Genomic DNA, 24028 nt, shown 5'->3' with positions numbered 1-24028 from the left:
GGTGATGATGTGCGCGACCGTTCGCTAGTGTGAATGACGCACTTCGTGGCGTGACGTTGTGTGATGCCGTTCTCAGTGTCGGACGGATTTCTCGTGGGCAAACTTCGAGCGTGGTGTTCGAGGAAGGTTGGGTGATGACCGATGGCGCAGTCTGACGACCGGAAGTCAGCTGTCACCAGGGCTTTCTCGAAGCTGCGCAAGATGCGGGAATCACGCGGGTCCGAGCCTGCCGACGTCGGCCGACCCCCGCGGCCCACGGCTCCCGGGTCGCGGCCGACGTCGAATGTGCCGCCCCGACCACAGTCCGGACCGACCGGCGCACCCGGTGGATCGCGCCAGGGTGGACCGACCGGTGGGCGTCCCGTATCCCCCGGCACCCCTCCCGCTGGTTCGGATGCCCAGACGAGGCCGCTCCGTACGCCGCCCGCCGGGCCTGCTCGCAACGCGTCGCCGTCCGAGCGACCTACAGCATCCGAGCGACCGGATGACCAGAGCAGCGCCGACGGTAGTAATGCAGACACCACCTCGCCGGATTCGGCCGACACCACGGATACAGGAGACAAGGTGACCGAACACCCGAGGCCGCGCGGGGGACGTGGCATCGACTCGGCGACCAAGGTCATCAGCCGATCCAACCTTCCCGACGCCGCCGACCTCGAGGATCTCGAGAACGTCGACCCCTACGGCGGTGCACGGGACGAGAGCGCTGCGACTTCCGACTCGGAAGACGCGGCCGAACAAAGCGCGGCAGGTGCGGAGAACACCACCGATTCGGTGCCCGCGGAGGCGGCCGCCGAGCAGTCCGACGACAGTCGTCCCGACGAGGACTCCGACACCGCGTCGGCACCCGTCGAAGCAGCCGGAGCAGCCGAGGCAGAGGACACGGGGAAGGGCGACTCCGAGGAGACCGGCTCCGAGAATACCGACGAGACTCCCGCCGACGAGACCAGCTCGGACAAGACCGACTCCGACGGGACCGATTCCGACGGCGACCACAAGGCCGCGGCCACCGTCGCCGCGGCAGGTGCCGCTGCCGCCGGTACCGCCGCAGCGGTCGCGGCAACGTCCTCGGACAAAGACGACGCCGACACCGACGGCACCGACACAGTCGCCGACACGAGCGAAGCCGACCGGCCCGAGTCCGACGCGGCAGATGACGCTGCGACCGCTGCCCCGGACACCGAAGACCCAGCCGCCGAGCAGGCCGTAGCCGAACCCGTCGCGCCAGACTCCGACGAACCGGCCACGCCGGATGCCGAGGTGAGCGAGGCCGCCGACTCGGAAGACACCGAGTCCGAGAACACCCAGTCCGAGAACACCGACTCCGAGGCCGCAGCTTCCGAGGACTCCACCGTCGAGACCCCTGCTTCCGAGACCCCCGACGCCGAGACCCCCGAGGCCGAGGAGCCTGCCGCCGAGGTTGCGGAGTCGGCAGGCGAAGAAATCGTGCCAGAGACCGAGACCGAGGCCGACTCCGACCAGACCGAGGAGCACGTCGCCGAGGCCGATGCGGACGAGGCGCTCATCGACGAGGACGTCGCCGACAAGGTCGACGCCGAAGAAGCCGAGACCGCTGAGGCAGACGACGAGTGGGACGAGATTCCCGCCGACGCCGAGTCCAGCGAGGCCGAGACCGCCAAGCTGCCGGCAGCACCGGCCGCACCGGACACTGCCACCGAGACCCCCGCCGACGAGACTGGGGCCAACGAGACTGGGGCCGATCAGGTCCCGGCGGACGACTCGAAGACCCAGATCCTCACCAAGCCCGCCGCGGCGGCCGGAGCAGGTGCTGTCGCCGCAGGCGCAGCCGCCGCGACCGGAACCGCTGCCACCCAGGGCTGGTCGACCACGGCCCACCAGCCGCAGGTCATCCCCGGTGATCAGGAGAAGCAGCCGAAGCCGGCGAAGTCGGGCGGCGGCCGCCGTCGGACGGGCATCCTGATTTCGGTGGTCGCCGCGATCGTCGTCGTTGCCGCGATCGTCATCGGCGTCTTCGCGTACTTCCAGCTGCGACCGCAAGCACCCGAGGACGCGGCCGCCGACGCCGCGAAGACCTATGGCAACGCGGTGTACAACGGCGACCTGCAGACATTGCGCAACGTCACCTGCGGCAACAAACTCGCCTACTACCAGAACATGCAGGACGGCGACTGGACCAAGCTCTACCAGTCGCAGAAAGCCCGCAACGAGCTGGTCAAGGTGGAGAGCATCAACGCCGTCCGCGTCGATGGCAACACCGCGCTGGTCGAGGTGACGGCCGTCAATACGAGTACGCCCAACCAGCCGCAACGCGTCGCGATCAACCTGCAAAAGCAGGGCGACAACTGGAAGGTCTGCGACCAGCAGTGACCGACGAGCGCACCGCGGGTGATCCGCCGGCGGACCACGCCGGCGCCGACGCGATGCCCACTCGACCATTCGACGGTCAAGGTCGCCACCAACGTCCGGCGCCGCCTCCCGACCGTCCGCCGCTGCCGATGGGAGTGCGCCCGGCGGTCCCCAACGGCCGACCTCCCGTACCCGGCGCACATCACGCTGATCGACCTGCACCACAACAGAATTCGGGATTTCCCGCGGCACCGGCAGCCGACTGGGGGCCGCCCCCGGCGGAGGCGGACAGCGTCTTCACACACGCCACCGAGCCCCTCGTCACTCCCGCGCCACCGGTGCCGGGGGAACCGAACCCGCGCAGGATGCAGGCCCCTCCGCCACGGGGCCCCGTCGCGCCGCAGACACCTGCTGCACACGCCGGCCCACACGCCTACGCGCAGCCGCCGACACCCGACGCAACCCGGAGCGCGACGTCGCGGCCCGGCTCAGCGCGGCCCGACTCCTCACGCGCCTCGTCGACACGGTCCTCGTCGACACGGTCCTCGTCGACACGGTCCTCGTCGACACGGTCCTCGTCATCGCACTCCTCGTCGGGCCACGACGCACAGAGTCGGGCCCACCGACATCGTCGCCCCGACCCGATGGTCATCGGTGCGGCGATCGTGATGGTCCTGCTCGCGGTCGCTGTTCTCGTCGGCATCCTCACTCTCTGAGGTCACACCCGAGCGCGCCGACAGCGCTGTCCCCCCACGCCCACAGCGCCCACCAGAGCGCCGTCGGCGGGGACGAAAGCACAACGGCGGCGCCCGGATTCACCGGACGCCGCCGCCGACACCCCCGGGGATGCTCACCGGAGAGCGTTCAACTACTTCAGGCGCTGATCGACTTACCCACCGACTTGAGGTCGGTGCAGGCCTCGACGACGCGCTCGCTCATCGAGGTCTCTGCCTTCTTGCTCCACACGCGCGGGTCGTAGGTCTTCTTGTTGCCCACGTCGCCGTCGACCTTCAGCACGCCGTCGTAATTGCTGAACATGTGGCCGGCCACCGGACGCGTGTAGGCGTACTGGGTGTCGGTGTCGACGTTCATCTTGACGACGCCGTAGCTCAGGGCCTCGTCGATCTCGCTCTTCAGCGAGCCGGAGCCGCCGTGGAAGACGAAGTCGAACGGCTTGGAGCCGTCGGCCAGGCCGAGCGTCTTGGTCGCCACTTCCTGGCCGGTGTTCAGCACGTCGGGACGCAGCTTCACGTTGCCGGGCTTGTACACACCGTGGACGTTGCCGAACGTGGCAGCCAGCAGGTACTTGCCCTTCTCGCCGACGCCGAGCGCGGCGACGGTCTTCTCGAAGTCCTCGGGGGTGGTGAACAGCTTGTCGTCGATCGCGGCCTCGACGCCGTCCTCCTCACCGCCGACGACGCCGATCTCGATCTCCAGGATGATCTTGGCTGCGGCGGCCTTGGCCAGCAGTTCCTGCGCGATCTCGAGGTTCTCGTCGATCGGGACCGCCGACCCGTCCCACATGTGCGACTGGAACAGCGGATCCTTGCCCGCGTCGACGCGCTCCTGGCTGATCGCGAGCAGCGGCCGGACGTAGGTGTCGAGCTTGTCCTTGGGGCAGTGGTCGGTGTGCAGGGCGATCGTCACGTCGTACTTTGCGGCGACGACGTGGGCGAACTCAGCCAGCGCGACCGCACCGGTCACCATGTCCTTGACGCCGAGACCCGAGCCGAATTCCGCGCCGCCGGTCGAGAACTGGATGATGCCGTCGCTGCCGGCGTCCGCGAAGCCTTTGATGGCCGCATTGATCGTCGACGACGACGTGCAGTTGATCGCCGGGAACGCGTAGCCACCCTCCTTTGCCTTCTGGAACATCTCGGCGTACTGCTCGGGGGTTGCAATGGGCATTTCACGTCCTCCAACCGGATAAGGTTTCACGCTTCGAGTCGGGTCACTCCTGTTCAGTATGGCAAGGTCGCTCACACCGCGCGCAGCGGCGTCCGAGGGTCGCCGACCGGCAGGTTCTGCGAACGCTCGCCTCCGACAGGTACCCTCGGGACCCGTGACCGAATTCGCATTTGCCGCAAACACGACAAATCTGGCCCTGCTTCCGGGGTTCCTCGATCCGGTCAACCTGCTCAACTCGTTCGGCACATGGATTCTCGCGGGCTTGCTGCTGGTCATCTTCATCGAGTCCGGCCTGCTGTTCCCGCTGCTACCCGGCGACTCGCTGCTGTTCACCGCGGGGCTGATCGTCGCCGCGAAGTCCGCCGACATCGAGCCGTTCGCTCCACTGTGGGTGCTGCTGGTGACCATCCCGATCGCCGCCTTCCTCGGTGACCAGGTCGGTTATCTCATCGGCAATCGCCTCGGATACTCCCTGTTCCGGCCGAACGCGAAGGTGCTGAAGGAGAAGTACATCGTCGAGGCACACGAGTTCTTCGAGAAGCACGGTCCGATCACCATCGTGTTGGCGCGCTTCGTCCCGATCGTGCGGACCTATGCCCCGCTCGTCGCCGGTGCGGCGAAGATGCGGTACTCGATCTTCCTCACCTACAACGTCGTCGGCGCGATCCTGTGGGGTGCCGGCGTGACGCTGCTCGGGTATTTCCTCGGCCAGATCGCGTTCATCCGCGACAACGTCGACTACATCTTCCTGCTGATCGTGTTCGTCTCGGTGCTGCCGATCATCTCCGAGGTCGCCAAGCGGGTTCTGCGCTCGCGTCGGGCGATCGTCGAGGAGCCGGTGGCCTCACCCACGCCGGCCGACCACTCCTGACCGCACCACCCGTCCCCGGTCCGGCCCCACGCCACACACCGACCCGCCAGCATCCATCTGGCTAACCCTCAGGCTGCCCGCGTAGCCTGGTGACCCGTGATCGACTCCGCACTTGCCCACACCACCACCACCGTGGTCGCGCTGCCGGGCATCCTCGACCCCATCAACGTGCTCAGCTGGTTCGGCGCCTGGGCGTTCTGGGGTCTGCTCCTGGTGATCCTCATCGAATCCGGCGTCCTGTTCCCGGTGTTGCCGGGCGACTCGCTGCTGTTCGTGGCCGGCATGGTCGTCGCCGCGGGTGCCGGGGGCACCGAGGGCATCGACAAGTTCGCCTCGCTGTGGCAGCTGCTCGTCTTCGTCCCGATCGCGGCGATCATCGGCGGTCAGATCGGCTACTGGATCGGCCGCTTCATCGGTACCGAGATGTTCAAGCCCGACGCCCGGTTCCTCAAGGAGCGTTACCTCGTCGAGGCCAACGAGTTCTTCGAGAAGCACGGACCGATCACCATCTTCTTGGCTCGCTTCGTGCCGATCGTGCGCACGCTCGCCCCGATCGTCGCCGGCGCCGCGCGGATGAAGTGGGCGGTGTTCGCCGTCTACAACGTGGTCGGCGCGATCGTCTGGGGTGCGGGCATCGTATTGCTCGGCTACTGGCTCGGACGGTTCGAATTCATCCAGAAGCTCATCGAGCCGATTTTCATCCTGATCGTCATCCTGTCGATCGCACCGATGCTCATCGAGTGGTATCGCAGGCGCCGGGCCGCCAAGCGCGCCCCGGTCCCAGACGTCGCCGCCGCCGACGTCACAGCAGCACCCGCCGACGACCGGCGGACCGACACCGTCTGAGTCGACGGTGCCGGCGGTCAGACGCTACCCGCTCACCGCGTACGCCGCGGCCAGGTCGATGCGCACCCATCCCCCGTTGACACCGGCCTGATCCAGCGGATAGCCGGCGGGAATGGCGGTGCGTCGCAGGATGTCGAGGCGCGCGGCGTCACTGAGGTGCGGGAATCGCGAGCGCAGGAGCGCCGCGGCCTGCGCCGGGATGGCGTTCACCTGGTTCGGGGAGATCCGCGGGAATCCGAATGTCATCAGCTCCTGGGCATTGGACACCGCCTGCGACGTCGAGGCCACGGTCGGGTCGTCGGCGAGCGCCCGGGCCACCGGCTCACCGAGCGCGGTTCGGAGCTGCTCGCGCAACTGATCACCGGCGGCGTCGACGAGCCGGGCGAATGCGGGATCGGAGAGCCGCTCGGAGGCGACGGTCAGACCCATGATCCGTCCGCCCATCACATCGAGCGGATAGTGCACGCCGAGCACCATGCGACTGAGTCCGATGTGGCCGGACTGGGCGAGGATCTGCGGTCCGGCCTCGGGCAGCCAGTAGGCCAGCAGCGCACCCTGCCAAAACGCCTGGCTGGAGTGGCCGGACGGGTACGAGCCGTTGCCGGCGAGGTCGCCGTAGAGATCCGACCCGGGCCGGTTGTAGCGCTTGATCTGCGCGGGCGCGACGACGAAGGGCCGCGGATTGTTGTAGTACTGCTTCTCGATCAGCGTGGTCTGCAACGGGATTCCGGCACGCGCGGTGTCACCCTTGACCAACTGCGCGACCTTGGGCAGTTTGCCCGCGGCCAACAGCTGCCGGAACGCGGTACCGACCTTGGTGCCCAACGCCTGCGACAGGGAGACGATCCGGTCGTCGTAGTTGATCGCAACGGCGTCGGCCTGCTGGGCCGGTGTCGCGGAGTTGTTGACCGACACCACCTTTGCGAGGTTCTGCTTCATGAGGTCGGGCCGCTGGGCGCGCAGCGCCGCGAAGCCGTCGAGCTCGGGGAGATACGTTCCGCCCGGCGGGACGTCGGAGGCGAACGGACCGACGAGCTGCGCGGTGGAGAATCCCGCGGGCGCGGTGGCCGGTGCCGGTGCCGCGTGCGCAACGGGCGCCCCGAGCATCAGGAGCACCGCGAACATCGAGAGCAGGACCGAGCGCACACGCAACGACATGGCCATCACTCTGACTGATGTCCGACTCTCCGGGCAAGGCGGGGGCGGCTGTTCACGTCGCATTCGCCGCACCGTCACCCACGCCGGGCAGCTCAGCCGAGTGCGACTACCAGGCCTGCCCGAGGTCGGCGTGCTGACGAATCCACGCGTGCATGGCAATTCCCGCAGCCACCCCGGCGTTGATGCTGCGGGTGGAGCCGAACTGTGCGATCGAGACGGTCAGATCGGCCTGCTCCTGCGCATCCGCGCTGACGCCCGGCCCCTCCTGACCGAAGAGCAGCACGCATTCGCGCGGTAGTTCGGCGGTCTCCAACGGCTGCGCGCCGGGGGTGTTGTCGACGGCGACGACCTTCAGATTCTTTTCGCGCGCCCACGCGATCAGGTCGGCGACGGTGTCGTGGTGTTCGAGGTGTTGATAGCGGTCGGTCACCATGGCGCCGCGGCGATTCCACCGTCGACGTCCGACGATGTGCACCGCGGCCACCGCAAAGGCGTTGGCGGTGCGCACCACGGTGCCGATGTTGGCGTCGTGGGCGAAGTTCTCGATGGCCACATGCAGTGGATGCCGCCGGGAGTCGATGTCGGCGACGATCGCTTCGCGCGTCCAATATCGGTAGGCGTCAACGACATTACGGGTGTCGCCTGCTGCCAGCAGGTGCGCGTCGTAGCGCGGGTCATCCGGCGGCGGACCGTCGTGCTCGGCCGCCCAGGGCCCCACCCCGACCGCCGGCGCCGACCCGAACTGCCACTCCGTCGGACCTGGCTCGTCGGCGGTCGGCTGCGGGTCGTCGTCTGACACGCCTCAGGCGAGGCCGAGATCGGCCAGCGTCAACAGCGACCGGTAGGGCACGCCGAGCGCCTCGATGACCTCATCGGCGCCGGTATCTCGATCGACAACGGTCGCCACCCCGATCACCGTCGCGCCGGCTTCGCGTGCCGCCTCGACCGCGGTCGACGGTGACGCCCCGGTGGTCGAGGTGTCCTCGACGACCAGCACGCGGCGCCCGGAGATGTCGGGGCCCTCGATCCGACGTTGCATCCCATGGGTTTTGGCGGCCTTGCGCACCACGAAGGCATCAATGGCACGGCCACCGGCATGCATGATCGACGTCGCCACCGGGTCCGCGCCCAGGGTGAGTCCGCCGACGGCGTCGTATTCCCAGTCGGCGGTGAGTTGACGCATGAGCGTGCCGATCAGCGGCGAGGCCTGATGGTGCAGCGTCGCCCGGCGCAGATCGACGTAATAGTCGGCTTCTTTGCCCGACGAGAGCGTCACCTTGCCGTGCACCACCGAGAGTTCTTTGACCAGTTCGGCGAGGACCTCTCGATCGGCGGTATCGACGGACGGAATCGCTGCGGACACTACAGAACTCGCTCTCTTCTCGCGGATCGGGCACCGGCCCCGACGGGTCGGTCGTGTGATCAGTTGCGGCGGTGACGGTTCCGTCGCGAGGGCATTTCACTCGGACCGGTCCGTGCCTGTCGCGTCGGCGGCGCGACATCGTCGTCGTCGAGATCGACGTCGTCGTCGAGCTCCGGCGGTCGAGTTGCCTTGCCGCGCACCGGCATCGGTGCCATCGGACGGCCGGCGGGCCGGGGATCGGCCGGAGCCGAACGGCCTTCGGCAGGCGGGGCGGCACGTCGCGGCCGCGGTGCCACCTCGGCCGGCTTGCGCAACGCGGTCGGCACCGCGGCGTCGGAGCCCGTACCGTCACGCTCCACCCTGTCTCGACCTGCGGCCTCCATGCGTGCGCGCCGGTTCTTGTCGCGCATGTTCTCGGTCTTCTCGTCGGCCAGCTCGGCGCGGGTCGGACCGTGCGGATCGCGCGGGTCGGGGGCGTCCTGCGGCTCACGCAGCGGCGGCAGCACCCGCAGCAGGTCGGCGAAGCGCCGCACGACCTCCAGTCCGGTGTCGAGTTCGGTGGCGTCGTCGGTCAGCGGTAGCGACCCCAGCGCCCAGTTGCCCTCGTTCCACAGCACCTCGACGTAGGCCGGGGCCTTGTTGGCCAGCGCGACCATGCGCCGGTCACACACGCGGCGGGCGGCGTCGAGATTGTTGGAGAACATCACGCGCGGGCCCATCGCGCCGAGCAGTTCCACGTCCTCTTCGGCGGGGGCGAGGACGTCCTCGTGCCGCAGGTCGACGACCACGGCGGACGGGGTCGACCGGCGGACCGCGATCACCGTGGCGGTCTCGGAGAGGTCGAAGACAACTGCCTCGGCGCCCCCGTAGTGCCCGTAGGCCACGTTCTCCACGGCGACGGTGTCGGGCACGTTCATGGTGGCGCGGCGGAACACCGTACGGAGCTTGGTGTCGGTCTCGCGGAACTTGAAGTCGTGCTCGTCACCCCAGATCGCGCGCTGGTGCCTCGTGACCGAGGAACGGCGGCGATCGAGCCACAGCAGGGCCACCGCCCCGGCCAAGGCAATGGCGGCGATCACGAAATAGACGATGGTCATCGCGCTACAGACTACTTCAGGGTGTGTGCGGATCGCGCCGCACGACGTACCCCCGGGCCTTGTCGACGACGTTGTCGAGGTGCGTTTCGAGGTCGTCATCACCGGCGCCGACGTATCGCCGCAGGTTATCGAGGATCTGCGCGCTCAGCACATCCCGCCATCCGACGACGTCACCGCTGAGATGCGCCGAGATCGCGACGTTGTCCATCCCCCACAGCGGGCTGTCGGCGGGCAGGGGTTCGGTGACGAACACATCGAGCGATACCGCACCGATCTCGCCCGTCTGCAGCGCCTCGATCAACGCCGGTTCGTCGACGAGGTCGCCGCGCCCCACGTTGATCAGATGGGCGTCGGTGCGCATCGCCGCGAGCACCTCGGCGTCGATCATGGCGCGCGTCGCCGCGGTCAGCGGGGCGATCGCGACGACCGTGTCGAACCCGCCGACGTACTCGGCCAGTTGTGCGGTCTCGTGGACCACGCCGAAGTCGGGGTCGTGGTCCCGAGCCCGTCGTCCGGCACCGGTGACCTCGATTCCGACCGCGCGCAGCAGCCGAGCGATCTCCCGGCCGATGCCACCGGTACCGATGACCAGGGCCGACGTACCGGTGGTCGAGCGCGTCTCCCGCCAGCGCCACTCACGACGCGCCTGTAGGCGCATCGATTCGTGCAAGAGTTTGTCGCGGGCCAGGATCGAGGCGAGGACGAATTCCGCGATGGGTCGATCGAAGACGCCGTGGGCGTTGGTCACCACCACATCGGAGTCGGTCAGCTCGTCGAACAGCAGCGAATCCACCCCGGCCGCGCACACGTGCACCCACCGCAGCGCGTCGGCCTGGGCCCAGTTGTCCCGCAGTGCGCGCGAGAAGAAGTCCCACACCACCAGCACATCGGCGCCCGGCAGCGCCGAGCCGAGTTCGTCGGCGGTCGTGTGCCGGATGTCGGCAATGGCCTCGAGCGCCGCGAGATCGGTCGGCGGCGGAACGTCCGGCGAGCCCAGTAGGGCGATCACGGGACGGACCTCGGTGTCTCCGGTTGCCATGGCTCCAACGTAGCGGCGAGCACCGCTGTGATGACAGCCTGTTGTCATATTGACACGATGCTGTCATAGTGGGTGTGGGCCGGGGAAGCCGGACCTCATCGACCGGACCTCATCGACAGGGAGCACCCATGCAGACCGTCCACCTCGCCGTGTACGACACCCTCGCCGACTGGGAGTACGGCTATCTCGCCGCCGGCGTCAACAACCCCGAATTCCAGCGCACGCCGGGCGAATTCCGGATCGAGACCGTGGGCGCGACCGCCGATCCGATCACCACGCTCGGCGGTGTCACGATCACCCCCGACATCACACTCGACGATGTCGATCCGGCCGCGAGCGCGATGCTCGTAGTTCCGGGCGCACAGACGTGGGACAGCGGGAACGACGAATTCATCGACGCCGCCCGACGGTTTCTCGACGCCGGGATTCCGGTCGCCGCAATCTGTGGTGCCACAGTCGGACTCGCGAGGGGCGGGCTACTCGACGACCGCGCGCACACCAGCAATGCACCGCAACAGCTCGCGGCCACCGGTTACTGCGGAGCCGACCGGTACCTCGACGTAGCGGCCGTCACCGACCGCGAGGTCATCACGGCAGGCGCGGTGGCGCCCATCGAGTTCGCACGAGAGGTGTTCGCCCGCTTGGGTGTTTACGACGACGCCGTGCTCGACGCGTGGTATCGGCTCTATGCGCATCACGATCCGGCCGGATTCCTCGCCCTGGGACAGCAGTGACCGATCATCCGACGTCTCAGGAACTACTGAGCCGAAGTGCGCTCGCCGCATTCCGGCTCAATGGCCAGTTCCTTGCTCTCGCCGAACAACTCGCCCGGCCGGCCGGGCTCACCGCAACACGGTGGCAGGTCCTCGGGGCGGTACTGCCGGGCCCGTTGACCGTCTCCGACATCGCCCGCGCCATGGGCATCACGCGCCAGAGCGTGCAGCGCACCGCCGACCTCCTGGCCACGGAGGGGCTCGTCGAATATCACACGAATCCGGCACATGCGCGCGCAAAGCTGGTGGCCCCCACCGACGCCGGACTCGCTGCGATCAACGACATCAACCCGCAGCACCGCGCCGCAGCCACCCGCATCGCCGCGCGCCTCGGATCCGATCAATGGCACGCCACACTTACCGCCCTCGAATTGCTCAGCGCATCACTTGCCGAGATCGATAATGACCCCGGCGAAATGTGAGTTCGACACAACCTGCACTATCCATCGCCGCGGAGTACCAGCCACTTCCGTATCCCGTGTGTCCCAGATCACAATTCAGGGTTCGGGAATTCGGTGGCGTATATTGCCCTAGGTGATCGCGACGCTGGACGACAAATATGCAACCCATGTGAGAAATCTCGGGCAATTCGCCCGTTTCGGCATCGTGGGCGCATCCGGGGTCGTCGTCAACATGCTCGTCGCGGTCCTGATGAACAAGGCGCATGGCGGTACCGCCAACGCGTTCAATGTGATCTGGCATATTCCGGGTTCGGCCTACAACGTGCGTTTCACCGTGCTGGTGTGGATCGTCGGGTTCCTCGTGGCCAACTTCGTCAACTTCCAGCTCAATCGGTCGTGGACCTTCAAGAGTTCCCGGCATGCGACGTGGTGGTCGGAATTCTGGCCGTTCCTCGCGGTGGGCAGTGTCGCCGCGATCGTCGGACTGTTCCTGAAGGTGGGCTTCACCAACCCCACCTCACCGCTCTACCTCTCGTCGTCGTTCTTCCATGAGGCGGCCGGGCTGCACTCCCGTGAGTACTGGGCGCAGATCATCACGATCGTCATCACGATGCCGATCAACTTCATCGTCAACAAGCTCTGGACGTTCCGGGCGGTCCGCTCGCCGGCGGAGCCGGCTCCCGTCGACGCCGGCACCCCTGTCTGAACACCACCGTCTGAGCACCACCCGTCTGAACAACGCGGCTGGGCAACCCGGCTGGGCAACCCGGCCTGGGCACCAGTGTCGGCCGAGGCCCCTAGGCTGGTCCTCATGACACAGCGGGCGCGCATCGCCGTTCAGGTCAAGCCCCAGCACGCATCGTTCGCCGATCTGCGTCGTGCCGCGGCGTTGGTCGAGGAACTCGGCGCCGACATGCTCCTCACGTGGGATCATTTCTTTCCGCTGTCCGGTGATCCCGACGGCCGCCACTTCGAGGCCTGGACCACACTGGCGGCCTGGGCCGAATCGACCGACCGCGTCGAGTTGGGCGTTCTGGTCTCCTCCGTGGGTTACCGGAACCCGAACCTGTTGGCCGACATGGCACGCACCGTCGACCACATCAGTGCGCGCGACGGTGCGGGCCGGTTGGTCCTCGGCATCGGCGCCGGCTGGTTCGAGCGCGACTACACCTCCTACGGCTTCGAATTCGGCACGGTGGCACAACGTTTACGGACCCTCGACGACGATCTACCGGTGATCCGCGAGCGCTGGGGCCTGCTGAATCCTGCGCCCACCCGCAGAATCCCCATCCTCATCGGCGGTGGCGGCGAGAAGGTGACCCTGCGGATCGCCGCGCAGCACGCCGACATCTGGCACGGCTTCGGTGACGCCGAGACCATTGCCCACAAGCACCGGGTGCTCGACGACTGGTGCGCCCGGATCGGGCGCGATCCCGCTGAGATCGTGCGCTCGGCCGGGGTGAGCCCGAAGCCGGGACGCTTCCCCGAGGATCTCGACGACTACCCGGCGTCGGCGGAGAAGTTGTACGCCGTCGGTACGCGGATCTTCACCGTCGGACTCGAGGCCCCGACCTGGGATCCCGGACCCATCCGCGATCTGGTCGCCTGGCGCGACGCGCGTAACGCCTGACGTCACCACCGGCCACACCTCCGGCGACGCTGTCCAATTGTTGACAATCCGACGATTGGCCGTCACCGTGGTCCCATGACCGCCGTCGAACACCTCACCCAGACCGCGACCCTGTCCCCCATCCTCAAACAGGCCACGCCGGTGATCGTCGATCACGCGCAGGGCTCGTGGGTGCACGGGACCGACGGCCAGTCCTACCTCGACTTCACCACCGGCATCGGGGTCACCAGCACCGGCCATTGCCATCCGCGGGTGGTTTCCGCCGCTCAGGAGCAGTGCGCCAAGGTCATTCACGCCCAGTACACGACGGTCATGCATCCGCCGTTGCTCGAGTTGACGGCGAAACTCGGCGGGGTACTCCCACTCGGCCTCGACTCGGTGTTCTACGCGAACTCCGGGTCGGAGGCCGTCGAGGCCGCGATCCGCCTGGCCCGGATGGCCACCGCGCGGCCCAATATCGTTGTCTTCCAAGGCGGTTTTCACGGACGCACCGTCGCCGCAGCCAGCCTCACCACCGCGGGCACCCGGTTCTCCGCAGGCTTCTCCCCACTGATGGGCGGGGTCCACATGGCCCCGTTCCCCTACGCCTACCGCTACGGCTGGGACACCGAGACCGCCGTCGACTTCGCCCTCACCGAACTCGACTACCTGCTCACCTCACGCGTGGCACCCGACGACACCGCCGCCTTCCTCATCGAACCTGTCCTCGGCGACGGCGGCTATCTTCCCAGTCCCCCAAGGTTTCTCGCCGGACTACGCGAGCGCGCCGATCGCCACGGCATCCTACTGATCCTCGACGAGGTCCAGGCCGGCTTCGGTCGCACCGGACGGTTCTGGGGCCACCAGCATGCCCCGATCAGCCCCGACATCCTGATCACCGCCAAGGGACTCGCCTCCGGTTTCCCGATCTCGGCGATCGCCGCACCCACCGAGCTGATGACCAAGGCCTGGCCGGGCTCGCAGGGCGGCACCTACGGTGGCAACGCTGTGGCCGCGGCAGCCGCGATCGCCACCCTCGACGTGATCGCCGAGGAAAACCTCGTCGACAACGCCGCCATCCGCGGGGAACAACTCCTCGCCGGCATCCGCGAGGTGACCACCGGACTCGACGCCGTCGGCGACGTCCGCGGACTCGGGCTGATGATCGGTATCGAATTCGTCACCCGCGTCGGTGACCGCTGCATGCCCGACGCCGCTACCGCACTTGCGGTTCAGCGCGCCACGACGGCCCACGGGTTGCTGACCCTGACCTGCGGCCCGGCCGGCAACGTCGTGCGCCTGATCCCTGCACTCGTCGTCACCGCCGACGAGATCGCGCTCGGCATCGAACGCTTCGGCGCTGCGGTGCACTCGGTTCTCGGCGCATGATCAGCTCATGACGAGTGTGTCGCAACAAGCACTGGGCCCGGATCTCGATACCGACGACGCGGCCGGCGCACTCCTCGACGACCTGACCGCCCACGATCTGCTCGTCGACGCCTCGACCCGCCGGCGCGCGGAATACTCCTACGACGCCTCCAACTATCGGGTACCTCCGCTGGCGGTGGTGTTCCCCCGCAATGCTGACGAGGTCGCACTCACCGCACGGCTGTGCCACCGCCACGGGGTGCCGATCATCGCCCGTGGCGGCGGAACCTCCATGGCGGGCAACGCGATCGGCGCCGGCATCGTCATCGACCTGTCCCGACACATGCGAACCGTCGGCGTCGTCGACGCCGACGCACGCACGGTCACCGCCGATGCCGGGGTCATTCTCACCGAACTCGCCGCGCAGGTGCGCACCCGCACCGACGGTCGGCTGACCTTCGCCCCCGACCCGTCGTCGGCGTCACGCGCCACCCTGGGCGGTGCTATCGGCAACGACGCCTGCGGCAATCATTCGGTTCGCCACGGACGCACCAGCGATCATGTCGAGGCACTGCATCTGGTGACCTCCGACGGTCTACGCCTCACCGCCACCCGCACCGGGGTGCAGGCCACCGAGCCCGACGACGCCGAGTCCGATTCCCGCGCAACCGAACTCACCGCGGCACTGCGCGATCTCGTCGGCCGCAACCTCGCGATCCTGCGCACCGACCTCGATACCATTCCGCGCCAGGTGTCGGGGTATCACCTGTCACACCTGTTGCCGGAGCACGGTTTCGACGTCGCCCGTGCGCTGGTCGGCAGCGAGGGCGGCTGCGCGATCGTCACCTCGGCCGTCGTTCGTCTGGTACCCGTGCCGACCTCACAGCTACTGCTCTGTGTCGGCTATCGCTCCGCCGCCGACGCCGCACGCGACGTGCCGGCCATCCTGCCGTTCGAGCCCTCGGCGATCGAGGGAATCGACCGCAAGATCGTCACCACCATGGCCGCCCGACGCGGACCGGAGACGGTCGCCGGACTTCCCGACGGTGACGCATGGCTGTTCATCGATCTCGACGACACCAGCGCGGCAGCACAATCGGCGGTCGACGTACCCGCCACCATCGATCGCCTGCTCGCCGAGTTGCGTGCCGCCGGCCGCATGGTGGACGCGACCGTCGTCTCCGACCCCACGGTGCGGTCATCGCTGTGGCGGGTCCGCGAGGACGGCGCGGGACTCTCGGCCCGCCTGATCACCGAGGATCACACCCATGAGTCGTGGCCCGGATGGGAAGATGCCGCCGTCGCACCCGATCGCCTTGCCGACTACCTCGTCGACTTCGAGCGACTTCTCGACGAGCATGGCCTCACCGGAGTCATGTACGGACACTTCGGCGCCGGGTGTATGCACGTGCGCATCACCTTCGATCTACGCACCCACGAGGGCCGCGCGGTCATGCGCCGATTCTGTACGGATGCAGCACATCTGGTGGTATCCCACGGCGGATCGCTGTCGGGTGAGCACGGTGACGGGCGAGCACGTTCGGAGTTGTTGCCGATCATGTATTCACCGGAGATGTTGCGCGCCTTCGACGATTTCAAACGACTCTGGGATCCGTCCGGGCTCCTCAACCCGACAGCCGTCGTCGAGCCGGCACCGATCACCGCCGATCTCGCTCTCGCCGAGGTGCCGAATCGGGCGTGGATCGATGCCGGTTCGGTCACCCAACAAGGCTCGACCCCCACGGGATCGTTGGACTCCTTCATTCATTCCGTGCAGGGCTGCATCGGGGTGGGCCGGTGCCGTACCTCGTCCGGCGGCGTCATGTGTCCGAGCTATCGGGCCACCCGCGACGAGAAGGACTCCACCCGTGGTCGGGCCCGCGTACTGCAGGAGATGGTCCGCACCGTACCGACCGTCGAATCCGGTTGGCGATCCACCGATGTCGCCGACGCCCTGGACCTGTGCCTGTCGTGCAAGGCGTGTTCCACCGACTGCCCGAGGGGCGTCGACATGGCGACGTACAAATCGGAGTTCCTCGACCACCACTACCACCGACGACTCCGCCCGGCCTCGCACTACTCCCTCGGCTGGATGCCGGCGTGGCTACCGCTCGCGACCGCGGCGGCACCGCTGATCAATCGGTCGATGAGCGTACCGTCGTTGCGCCGCATGGCATCTCGGCTCGGCGGTCTCGACGATCGCCGTGCGATGCCCGCCTTCGCCGCCCGTCGCGAGGTGCGTACTCACCTCGCCCCGCTGCCCGCGGTCACCGACACCACCGACACGGTCTTGTTTGTCGATACCTTCACCCGAGCCTTCCGACCGCAGGTCGCGACCGCCACCGCACGGCTGCTCGGCGCCACCGGAGACAGCGTCGGCTGCCGCAGCGACGCGTGCTGCGGGCTCACCTGGATCTCGACCGGGCAACTGTCGCGGGCCCGAAAGACCCTCGCGCACACCGCCGAGATCCTCGACGACGGCACCGACCGGCCGATCGTGGTCCCCGAACCGAGTTGCGCCGCAGCCTTGCGCAAGGATCTTCCCGAACTCGTCGACACCGCCGCGGCCCGACGGGTGTCCGCGCGTGTGCACAGCGTCGCCTCGATCGTCGGACACCTCCTCGACGCCGGCTTCACCCCCACCGGTCTCCCGGCGGCGGTCACGCTGCAAACCCACTGCCACGAGTACGCGACGTTCGGCGCCCGCACCGGTGCACAGGTACTGTCCCGGCTCGGCGTACAGGTCCGCACCGCCGACGGATGCTGTGGTGTGGCAGGCAACTTCGGATTCGAACGCGGCCACTACGACGTCAGCGTCGCCGTCGCCGAACACGCCCTCGCCCCGGCGCTGCGCGCCGACCCCACCACGCCGGTCCTGACCGACGGATTCAGTTGCGCGATGAGCGTCGAGCACCTCACCGCCACCGACCCATTGATCAACGCCACCGGTATCCACCTCGCCGAACTCCTCGCACCCCCGCCCGACACCCATGGAGGTTCCGCATGACCACCACCGAATCCCGCACCGTCCCGGCCCTCAGGGGCATCCACACCGACCTCTTGATCGACGGTCACTGGCAGCCCGCGGCGTCGGGCCGGCGGTTCGAGGTGGAGAACCCGGCCACCGGCGAGATCCTGGCGTCTGTCGCCGACGCCGGAGCCGACGACGCGCTGGCCGCGGTGCGGGTCGCCGCCGACACGCAGGCACGGTGGGCCGCGACGAGTCCCCGCGCGCGCAGCGAGATCCTTTATCGTGCTTACCAACTCATCATCGACCGCACCGACGAGTTCGCCGCGGTGATGACCGCGGAGATGGGTAAGCCGTTGGCCGAGGCGCGGGGTGAGGTCGCCTACGGCGCCGAGTTCTTCCGTTGGTTCGCCGAGGAAGCGGTGCGTATCGGCGGCGACGCCACCACCACCGGCGACGGCGGTAACCGGATCGTCGTCACCCGCCGCCCGGTCGGTCCGTGCGTCCTGATCACGCCGTGGAACTTCCCGCTGGCCATGGGAACCCGCAAGATCGGGCCGGCCGTCGCGGCCGGCTGCACGATGGTGTTCAAACCCGCCGAGCTCACCCCGTTGACGTCGCTGTTGCTCGCCGACGTGCTGCGCGAGGCAGGTCTGCCCGACGGTGTCCTCAACGTCGTCACCACCTCCGATCCCGGGGCCGTCGTCGGGGCGTGGATGGCGTCGGGTCTGGCCCGCAAGGTCAGTTTCACCGGCTCGACCGAGGTCGGCAAGCTGCTCATCGCCCAGGCCGCCGAGCACGTCATGCGCACGTCGATGGAGTTGGGCGGCAACGCCCCGTTCATCGTGTGCGACGACGCCGACGTCACCCGCGCCGTCGACGCGGTGATGGTCGCGAAGATGCGCAACATGGGACAGGCGTGTACCGCCGCGAACCGGATCTTCGTACACCGCAGCGTGTTCGACGAGTTCGCCGACGCGCTCACCGACCGGATGAGCGCCCTGACCGTGGGTGACGGCGCAGTCGAGGGCACCACCGTCGGCCCGCTCGTGGAGGAGAAGGCCGTGGCCAAGGTCGAACGTCTCGTCGCCGACGCCGTCGGCCGTGGCGCCCAGGTGCGCTGCGGCGGTGCCCGCGTCGACGGCGCCGGGCACTTCTACCTGCCGACCGTGCTGACCGAGGTCGATCCCGATTCCGACCTCGTGCACACCGAGATCTTCGGTCCGGTCGCGGCCCTGATCCCCTTCGACGGCAACGGTATCGACGCAGATCAGAAGGTCCTCTCCCTCGCCAACTCCACGCCGTGGGGACTTGTCGGTTACGTTTGCAGTGAGAACGCCGACCGGCTGTCCGATCTCGCCGATGCCCTCGAGGTCGGGATGGTCGGTCTCAACACCGGGCTGGTCTCCAACCCGGCGGCACCGTTCGGCGGGATCAAACAGTCGGGCCTGGGTCGCGAAGGTGGTCGGCTGGGCATCGAGGAGTTCCTCGACGTCAAATACACCTCCAGCCCGGTCCGCCGGCGCTAACACCCACCGGCCGAACCAGGAGAGGCCACGACGCCACGAAGGAGGCGATGAATGTACCTCGGCGCGCAGCTGTTCACCGACAGCGAGTACGAGCGGAGGCTGACCCGGGTGCGTGAAGCGATGGATCTGCAAGGTCTTTCGGCACTCATCGTCACCGAGCCCGCGAATCTCTTCTATCTCATCGGCTACAACGCGTGGTCGTTCTACACGCCGCAGATGCTGTTCGTGCCCATCGAGGGCGACATGGTCTTCTTCGCCCGCGAGATGGATGCCCATGGCGCACACCGCACCACGTGGCTTCCCGAGGAGCAGATCGTCGGCTACCCGGAGAGCTACGTCCACCGGCCGCACGTCCACCCGTTCGACTGGGTCGCGTGGGCACTGCGGCAACGCCACCTCATCGCCCCGGCGTCCAAGGCCGGCTCGGTCGGCCTGGAGATGGATTCGCACTATTTCACACCGAAAGCCTATCGGGCGCTGTACAACGCGATCCCGGAGTGGAAACTCGTCGACGGCTTCGAGCTGGTCAACTGGGTCCGGTCGGTCAAGTCCGACGCCGAGATCCAGCTGATGCGGCAGGCCGGGATGGTGTGCTCGGAGGCGATGCGCGCGGCGATCGACACCATCGATGTCGGTGTGCGGCAATGCGATGCGGCCGCAGTCATCTCCCAGGCGCAGATCACCGGCACCGAGGAGTTCGGTGGCGACTACCCGGCCATCGTGCCGATGATGCCGACCGGCGCGGCCGCCGACACCCCGCATCTCACCTGGAATCAGGGAACATTCGTCGAGAACGAGGCCGTCGTCATCGAATTGACCGGCGCACACAACAGATATCACTGCCCACTCGCTCGGACCGTCGCGCTGGGCAAGCCGTCCAACGATCTGGATTACGTCGCCCAGGCCACCGCCGAGGGCCTGAACAATGTGCTCGACGCGATCCGTCCAGGGGTGCCGACCCGCGAGCTCGCCTCCACCTGGAACTGGACCCTCGCGAAGTACGGCCTCGAAAAGCCGTCCCGGCTGGGCTATTCCATCGGTATCGGCTATCCACCGGATTGGGGCGAACGCACCATCAGCATCCGCACCGAGGACGAAACGATCCTGGAGACCAACATGACCTTCCACATCATCTGCGGAATGTGGATGGACAACTACGGTTTCGAGCTGTCCGAGTCGGTGCGCGTCAGCCCGACCGGCGTGGAGACCTTCACCAGTTTCCCCCGCGAACTGATCCAGAAATGAGGTGAGGACATGACCACCATCCACCCCGCCACCGCGCACCCCGCCGCTGCGCACTCGACCCCCACGATCCCACTCGCCGGGCGCGCCAAGGATCTCGTCGGGTCGATGATCGACTCCTCGACCTCGCTGCTGGCGGCACAGAGCCACGACATCGTGCGATTCGCGATGGGCTCCCCCGCCGACGAGGCGGTGCCCGCCGACGAGTTCCGAGAGATCGCCGGGGCGATCCTCGACAACACCTCGTTCACCTACGGCGCCACCGAGGGCGAACCACGACTGCTGCAGTTGCTCGTCGACTACCTCGCCACCACCCCGGTCCCGTCGAGCCACGACCGGCTCGTCATCACCACCGGGGGCATGCAGGGCCTCGACTTGGCGTCCAAGCTGTTCGTCGATCCCGGCGACCTCGTCGTCGTCGAGTCGCCCACCTACACCAACGGCAGCGCCACGGCGCTGTCCTACGGTGCGCAACTGCTCGAGGTGCCGGTCGACGACGACGGCATGCAGGTCGACACGCTCGTGGACCTCGTCGCCCGCACCCGCCGCACGCCCAAGGCGATCTACACGATCCCGACGTTCCAGAATCCGTCGGGCGTCACGCTGTCGGAGGAGCGCCGCAGAGAGCTTCTGCGGCTGGCCCACCATTGGGGTGCAGTGATCATCGACGACGACCCGTACGGGCTCCTGCGTTTCGCCGGCGAGGACATCCCCACCTTCCAGACCCTCTCGCCCGCCGATCCGCTGGTGTTCTCGGTGCGCACCTTCTCCAAGATCCTGGCGCCGGGCTGGCGGGTCGGCTGGGTTGATGCCGACCCGTCGCTGCGGCAACTGCTGATCAACGGCAAACAGGCCATGGACACCTGCACCAACGTCCCCAATCAGCACATCGTCGCCGAATACATCTCGCGCGGCGGCCTGACCGATCACCTCGCCTCACTGCGCAGCCTCTACCGGGCGCGCAAGGACGCGATGCTCGACTCCATCGGGCGTCATCTGGGTGAACGCGTCACCACCACCAACCCCGACGGCGGCTTCTTCCTGTGGCTGACCTTGCAGGGCGAGTTCGCCGAGATCGACACCCGCGAACTGTTCGAGGTGGCCTTGGCCGACGGCGTCGCCTTCATTCCCGGCCCGGCACTGTCCCCGGGTGGACGCTTCCGCAATGCGTTGCGTTTATGCTTCGCCTCGAGCACTCCCGAGCGAATCGAGGAGGGCATCCGACGCCTGACCGGCAGTCTTGAGAAGATGGCCGGGTGAACGGTGCACCCGGACCCCTGCCGACCGACGCCCTGCCCATCGACGCCGACGAGATCACCGATCTGACGGTCGCGCTGGTGCAGGCGCCCAGCGAGAACCCCGGCGGCACCGAGGCACAGGCCGTCGCCGTCCTTGAAAAGGCGTGTCAGAACGCCGGGTTCGTGGTCGGCACGCACGAGGTCGCACTCGGCCGGCCGAATCTCGTCGCCACCCTGCCCGGCGGCAACGGCCCGGGTCTGATGTTCCTCGGGCACTCCGACGTCGTGCCCGCGGGCCCGGGCTGGACCGGCGACCCCTACCGTGCGCGCGTCGTCGACGGATCGATCATCGGCCGCGGCACCACCGACATGAAGGGCGGGCTCGCCGCGATCGTGACCGCCATGTCGGCCCTGGCGTCCTCCGGCATCGAGCTCACCGGTCCGGTGCAGCTGGTGTGCACCGTCGACGAGGAGGAACACGGCAGCGGCGTGCGTGATCTCGTCACCGATCATCCCGGCGAGTTCCTGGGGTGTGTGGTGGCCGAGCCGACCGATCTCACCGTGGTCCGCGGCTGCCGCGGCGCGTCCTACATCGAGATCGACGTGACCGGCCGCGCCGCGCACTCCGGACGCCCCGACGACGGCCGCAGCGCCATCTACGCCGCCGCCGCGATCGTCGAGCTCATTCGCGCCGACCACGAGGCGATGACCGCCCGTGCCGACGGCCTACTGGGTTCTGGGACATGGAATGTCGGCACCATCTCCGGCGGGCAGGGCATCTCCGTCGTCGCCCCGATGGCCGCGCTCGGCATCGACCGCAGGCTGATGCCCGACGAGACCGCCGACGGCGTCGCCGACGCGTTACGTGCCCGAATCACCAAGGCGGGCATCGATTCCGACGGCATCGGCGTCGATGTGCGGGTCACCATGGAGATGCCCGGCTTCGAAACACCCGCCGATCACCGCCTCGTCGCCACGGCTGTCGGCGCACTCGAGAGCCTCGGCGTCGCCACCTCCGTGGGCGGATGGAGCGCCGCCTGCGACGGCGGCTTCGTCAGCCGCGACCTCGGCATCCCGGCCGTCGTCTGCGGTCCCGGCGACATCAACACCCAGGCCCACCAGCCCGACGAGACCGTCCGGATCGCCGACGTGGTCACGGCCGCAAGGGCATACACCCAGATGGCCCTGACCCTCCTCGGCCCGCGCGCCTGAACGCCCCATGAATGTGCGAACGCGGGGTCAGTTGGCAAACGCCGCTGGTACACCAACCGCGTTCGCCAACTCGACCAGCGAAAATTTCGATGGAGCCTTTCGGCCGCTTGGTGCGTCCAACCTTGCATGACATCACTTCCCACAGACGAGCACGGCATCGTTTATCGACACGCGTGCATCGCCGCAGGCTTCACCGACGACGAACTCCGTAAGGCTCGCCGGTCCGGGGCCATCGTGCCACTGGTGCGGGGCGCCTTTGTGACCACCGCCGATCGCTCACGCGCCGAGATGCACCGTCTGGCAGTCATCGCAACGCACCAGTTCGGGCGGTTCGGCACGGCGGTGCCCAGCCATCAGTCCGCCGCCACGCTCCACCGCCTTCCCATGCTCAAGCCCAACCTTCAGCGCTTGCACACCACTACCGGAAAAGCGGTCAACGGCTCCCGTACGTCCACCCGACACGACCACGTCGGCACCATCCCCGACGAACAGATGACCACCGTCGACGGGATCGACGTCGCGACCATCGAACGAACGGCGGTCGACGTCGCGTGTACGTCGTCGATGGGTTTCCCCGGCGCCTTCGCCATCTTCAATTCGGCACTCCGCGCCGGCGCCGACCGCTCCACCATGGTCGAGATCCTGCGCACCCAACGGCGCGGCGTCGCCGTCGCACGGCGGGCCCTGCACCATGCCAACGGAGAGGCGGAGAATCCCGGCGAGGCCTGGAGCCACGCCGTCATGATCGAGGCCGGACTACCCACACCCCGGCAGCAGCACGAGTTCTTCGACGATGACCGACGATTCGTGGCACGCACCGATTTCGACTGGGCCGGGAAGCTGGTCGGCGAGTTCGACGGCAGGATCAAGTACATGAAGTACCTTCGCCCGGGCGAACAGCCCGCCGACGCGGTGATCCGGGAGAAGAAGCGTGAGGACACTCTGCGACGCATGGGCGTCATGGTGGTCCGCTGGGTGTGGGACGATCTCGAGCAAGGACGCGTCGCCGCGATGCTGACGGAATGGCTGGTCACGCTGGCGTTGATGGCCCCACGCCACTCGGCCTGAAACCGCCCAC

21 protein-coding genes are annotated in these 24028 nt (G+C 67.9%); 14 read left to right on the top strand and 7 right to left on the bottom strand.

Annotated elements, in window-relative coordinates; all coding sequences use genetic code 11:
- Positions 1–564 precede the first annotated feature (564 nt).
- Positions 565–2349 carry an Rv0361 family membrane protein gene (locus tag GOPIP_RS21305; RefSeq protein WP_006371876.1) on the top strand — a complete coding sequence of 595 codons (1785 nt, stop codon included), beginning with the start codon at positions 565–567 and terminating at the stop codon, positions 2347–2349.
- Between the two features lie 412 nt (positions 2350–2761).
- Here the strand turns inward: GOPIP_RS21305 and GOPIP_RS21300 are convergent, their stop codons facing one another.
- Both GOPIP_RS21300 and fbaA read right to left on the bottom strand, forming a co-directional pair.
- Entirely contained in the window at positions 2762–3031 is a 270-nt protein-coding gene (locus GOPIP_RS21300) for a hypothetical protein (protein WP_035728608.1), read from the bottom strand.
- A gap of 170 nt (positions 3032–3201) precedes the next feature.
- Positions 3202–4236 (bottom strand): class II fructose-bisphosphate aldolase, encoded by a 1035-nt coding sequence (fbaA, locus tag GOPIP_RS21295; protein WP_006371874.1) that lies wholly within the window; start codon positions 4234–4236, stop codon positions 3202–3204.
- Between the two features lie 154 nt (positions 4237–4390).
- On the opposite strand from fbaA, the gene GOPIP_RS21290 reads away from it, so the two are divergent.
- Together GOPIP_RS21290 and GOPIP_RS21285 are read left to right on the top strand one after the other, a co-directional pair.
- Positions 4391–5107 (top strand): VTT domain-containing protein, encoded by a 717-nt coding sequence (locus GOPIP_RS21290; protein WP_006371873.1) that lies wholly within the window; start codon positions 4391–4393, stop codon positions 5105–5107.
- 96 nt (positions 5108–5203) lie between these two features.
- Entirely contained in the window at positions 5204–5953 is a 750-nt protein-coding gene (locus tag GOPIP_RS21285) for a DedA family protein (protein ID WP_006371872.1), read from the top strand.
- A gap of 24 nt (positions 5954–5977) precedes the next feature.
- On the opposite strand, the gene GOPIP_RS21280 is transcribed toward GOPIP_RS21285, so the two are convergent.
- The 5 genes from GOPIP_RS21280 to GOPIP_RS21260 all read right to left on the bottom strand — a co-directional run bounded on the left by GOPIP_RS21280 (position 5978) and on the right by GOPIP_RS21260 (position 10610).
- Positions 5978–7120, bottom strand: a complete 1143-nt coding sequence (locus tag GOPIP_RS21280) for a phosphatase PAP2 family protein (RefSeq protein ID WP_035728606.1) — start codon at positions 7118–7120, stop codon at positions 5978–5980.
- Positions 7121–7217: 97 nt separating this feature from the next.
- Positions 7218–7910, bottom strand: coding sequence for a TrmH family RNA methyltransferase (locus tag GOPIP_RS21275; RefSeq protein WP_006371870.1), 693 nt, complete (start codon positions 7908–7910; stop codon positions 7218–7220).
- 3 nt (positions 7911–7913) lie between these two features.
- Positions 7914–8474 carry an orotate phosphoribosyltransferase gene (pyrE, locus tag GOPIP_RS21270; RefSeq protein WP_006371869.1) on the bottom strand — a complete coding sequence of 187 codons (561 nt, stop codon included), beginning with the start codon at positions 8472–8474 and terminating at the stop codon, positions 7914–7916.
- Between the two features lie 59 nt (positions 8475–8533).
- Positions 8534–9571 (bottom strand): TtfA family protein, encoded by a 1038-nt coding sequence (locus GOPIP_RS21265; protein WP_006371868.1) that lies wholly within the window; start codon positions 9569–9571, stop codon positions 8534–8536.
- A 16-nt stretch (positions 9572–9587) separates the two neighbouring features.
- A complete protein-coding gene (locus GOPIP_RS21260; protein WP_006371867.1) occupies positions 9588–10610 on the bottom strand; it encodes a D-2-hydroxyacid dehydrogenase in 1023 nt (340 codons plus the stop codon).
- Between the two features lie 128 nt (positions 10611–10738).
- Between GOPIP_RS21260 and GOPIP_RS21255 the strand changes: the two genes are divergently transcribed.
- The 11 genes from GOPIP_RS21255 to GOPIP_RS21205 all read left to right on the top strand — a co-directional run bounded on the left by GOPIP_RS21255 (position 10739) and on the right by GOPIP_RS21205 (position 24018).
- Entirely contained in the window at positions 10739–11344 is a 606-nt protein-coding gene (locus GOPIP_RS21255; protein ID WP_006371866.1) for a DJ-1/PfpI family protein, read from the top strand.
- Entirely contained in the window at positions 11341–11805 is a 465-nt protein-coding gene (locus GOPIP_RS21250; RefSeq protein WP_006371865.1) for a MarR family winged helix-turn-helix transcriptional regulator, read from the top strand. Before GOPIP_RS21255 ends, GOPIP_RS21250 begins: the two co-directional genes overlap by 4 nt.
- A gap of 112 nt (positions 11806–11917) precedes the next feature.
- Positions 11918–12490, top strand: a complete 573-nt coding sequence (locus GOPIP_RS21245; protein WP_006371864.1) for a GtrA family protein — start codon at positions 11918–11920, stop codon at positions 12488–12490.
- Positions 12491–12595: 105 nt separating this feature from the next.
- Positions 12596–13414 carry an LLM class F420-dependent oxidoreductase gene (locus GOPIP_RS21240; RefSeq protein WP_035728604.1) on the top strand — a complete coding sequence of 273 codons (819 nt, stop codon included), beginning with the start codon at positions 12596–12598 and terminating at the stop codon, positions 13412–13414.
- Positions 13415–13489: 75 nt separating this feature from the next.
- Entirely contained in the window at positions 13490–14782 is a 1293-nt protein-coding gene (locus GOPIP_RS21235) for an aspartate aminotransferase family protein (RefSeq protein WP_006371862.1), read from the top strand.
- 7 nt (positions 14783–14789) lie between these two features.
- Complete coding sequence (locus tag GOPIP_RS21230; RefSeq protein WP_006371861.1) at positions 14790–17768, top strand: FAD-binding and (Fe-S)-binding domain-containing protein; 2979 nt, start codon at positions 14790–14792, stop codon at positions 17766–17768.
- The gene (locus GOPIP_RS21225) at positions 17765–19258 is read left to right on the top strand and encodes an NAD-dependent succinate-semialdehyde dehydrogenase (protein ID WP_006371853.1); all 1494 of its coding nucleotides are present in this window, start codon (positions 17765–17767) and stop codon (positions 19256–19258) included. The genes GOPIP_RS21230 and GOPIP_RS21225 overlap by 4 nt, the downstream gene beginning before the upstream one ends.
- A gap of 51 nt (positions 19259–19309) precedes the next feature.
- The gene (locus GOPIP_RS21220) at positions 19310–20503 is read left to right on the top strand and encodes a M24 family metallopeptidase (RefSeq protein ID WP_006371851.1); all 1194 of its coding nucleotides are present in this window, start codon (positions 19310–19312) and stop codon (positions 20501–20503) included.
- Between the two features lie 9 nt (positions 20504–20512).
- Entirely contained in the window at positions 20513–21760 is a 1248-nt protein-coding gene (locus GOPIP_RS21215) for an aminotransferase-like domain-containing protein (protein WP_006371850.1), read from the top strand.
- The gene (locus tag GOPIP_RS21210; RefSeq protein ID WP_006371849.1) at positions 21757–22950 is read left to right on the top strand and encodes a M20 family metallopeptidase; all 1194 of its coding nucleotides are present in this window, start codon (positions 21757–21759) and stop codon (positions 22948–22950) included. The genes GOPIP_RS21215 and GOPIP_RS21210 overlap by 4 nt, the downstream gene beginning before the upstream one ends.
- A 126-nt stretch (positions 22951–23076) precedes the next feature.
- Entirely contained in the window at positions 23077–24018 is a 942-nt protein-coding gene (locus tag GOPIP_RS21205) for a hypothetical protein (protein WP_006371848.1), read from the top strand.
- Positions 24019–24028 lie beyond the last annotated feature (10 nt).

This window comes from Gordonia polyisoprenivorans NBRC 16320 = JCM 10675 (genome assembly GCF_000241325.1).
Taxonomy (GTDB): Bacteria; Actinomycetota; Actinomycetes; order Mycobacteriales; family Mycobacteriaceae; genus Gordonia; species Gordonia polyisoprenivorans.
Note: the sequence above shows the minus strand (reverse complement) of the source record. Positions and strands in the feature narration are given on the sequence as shown.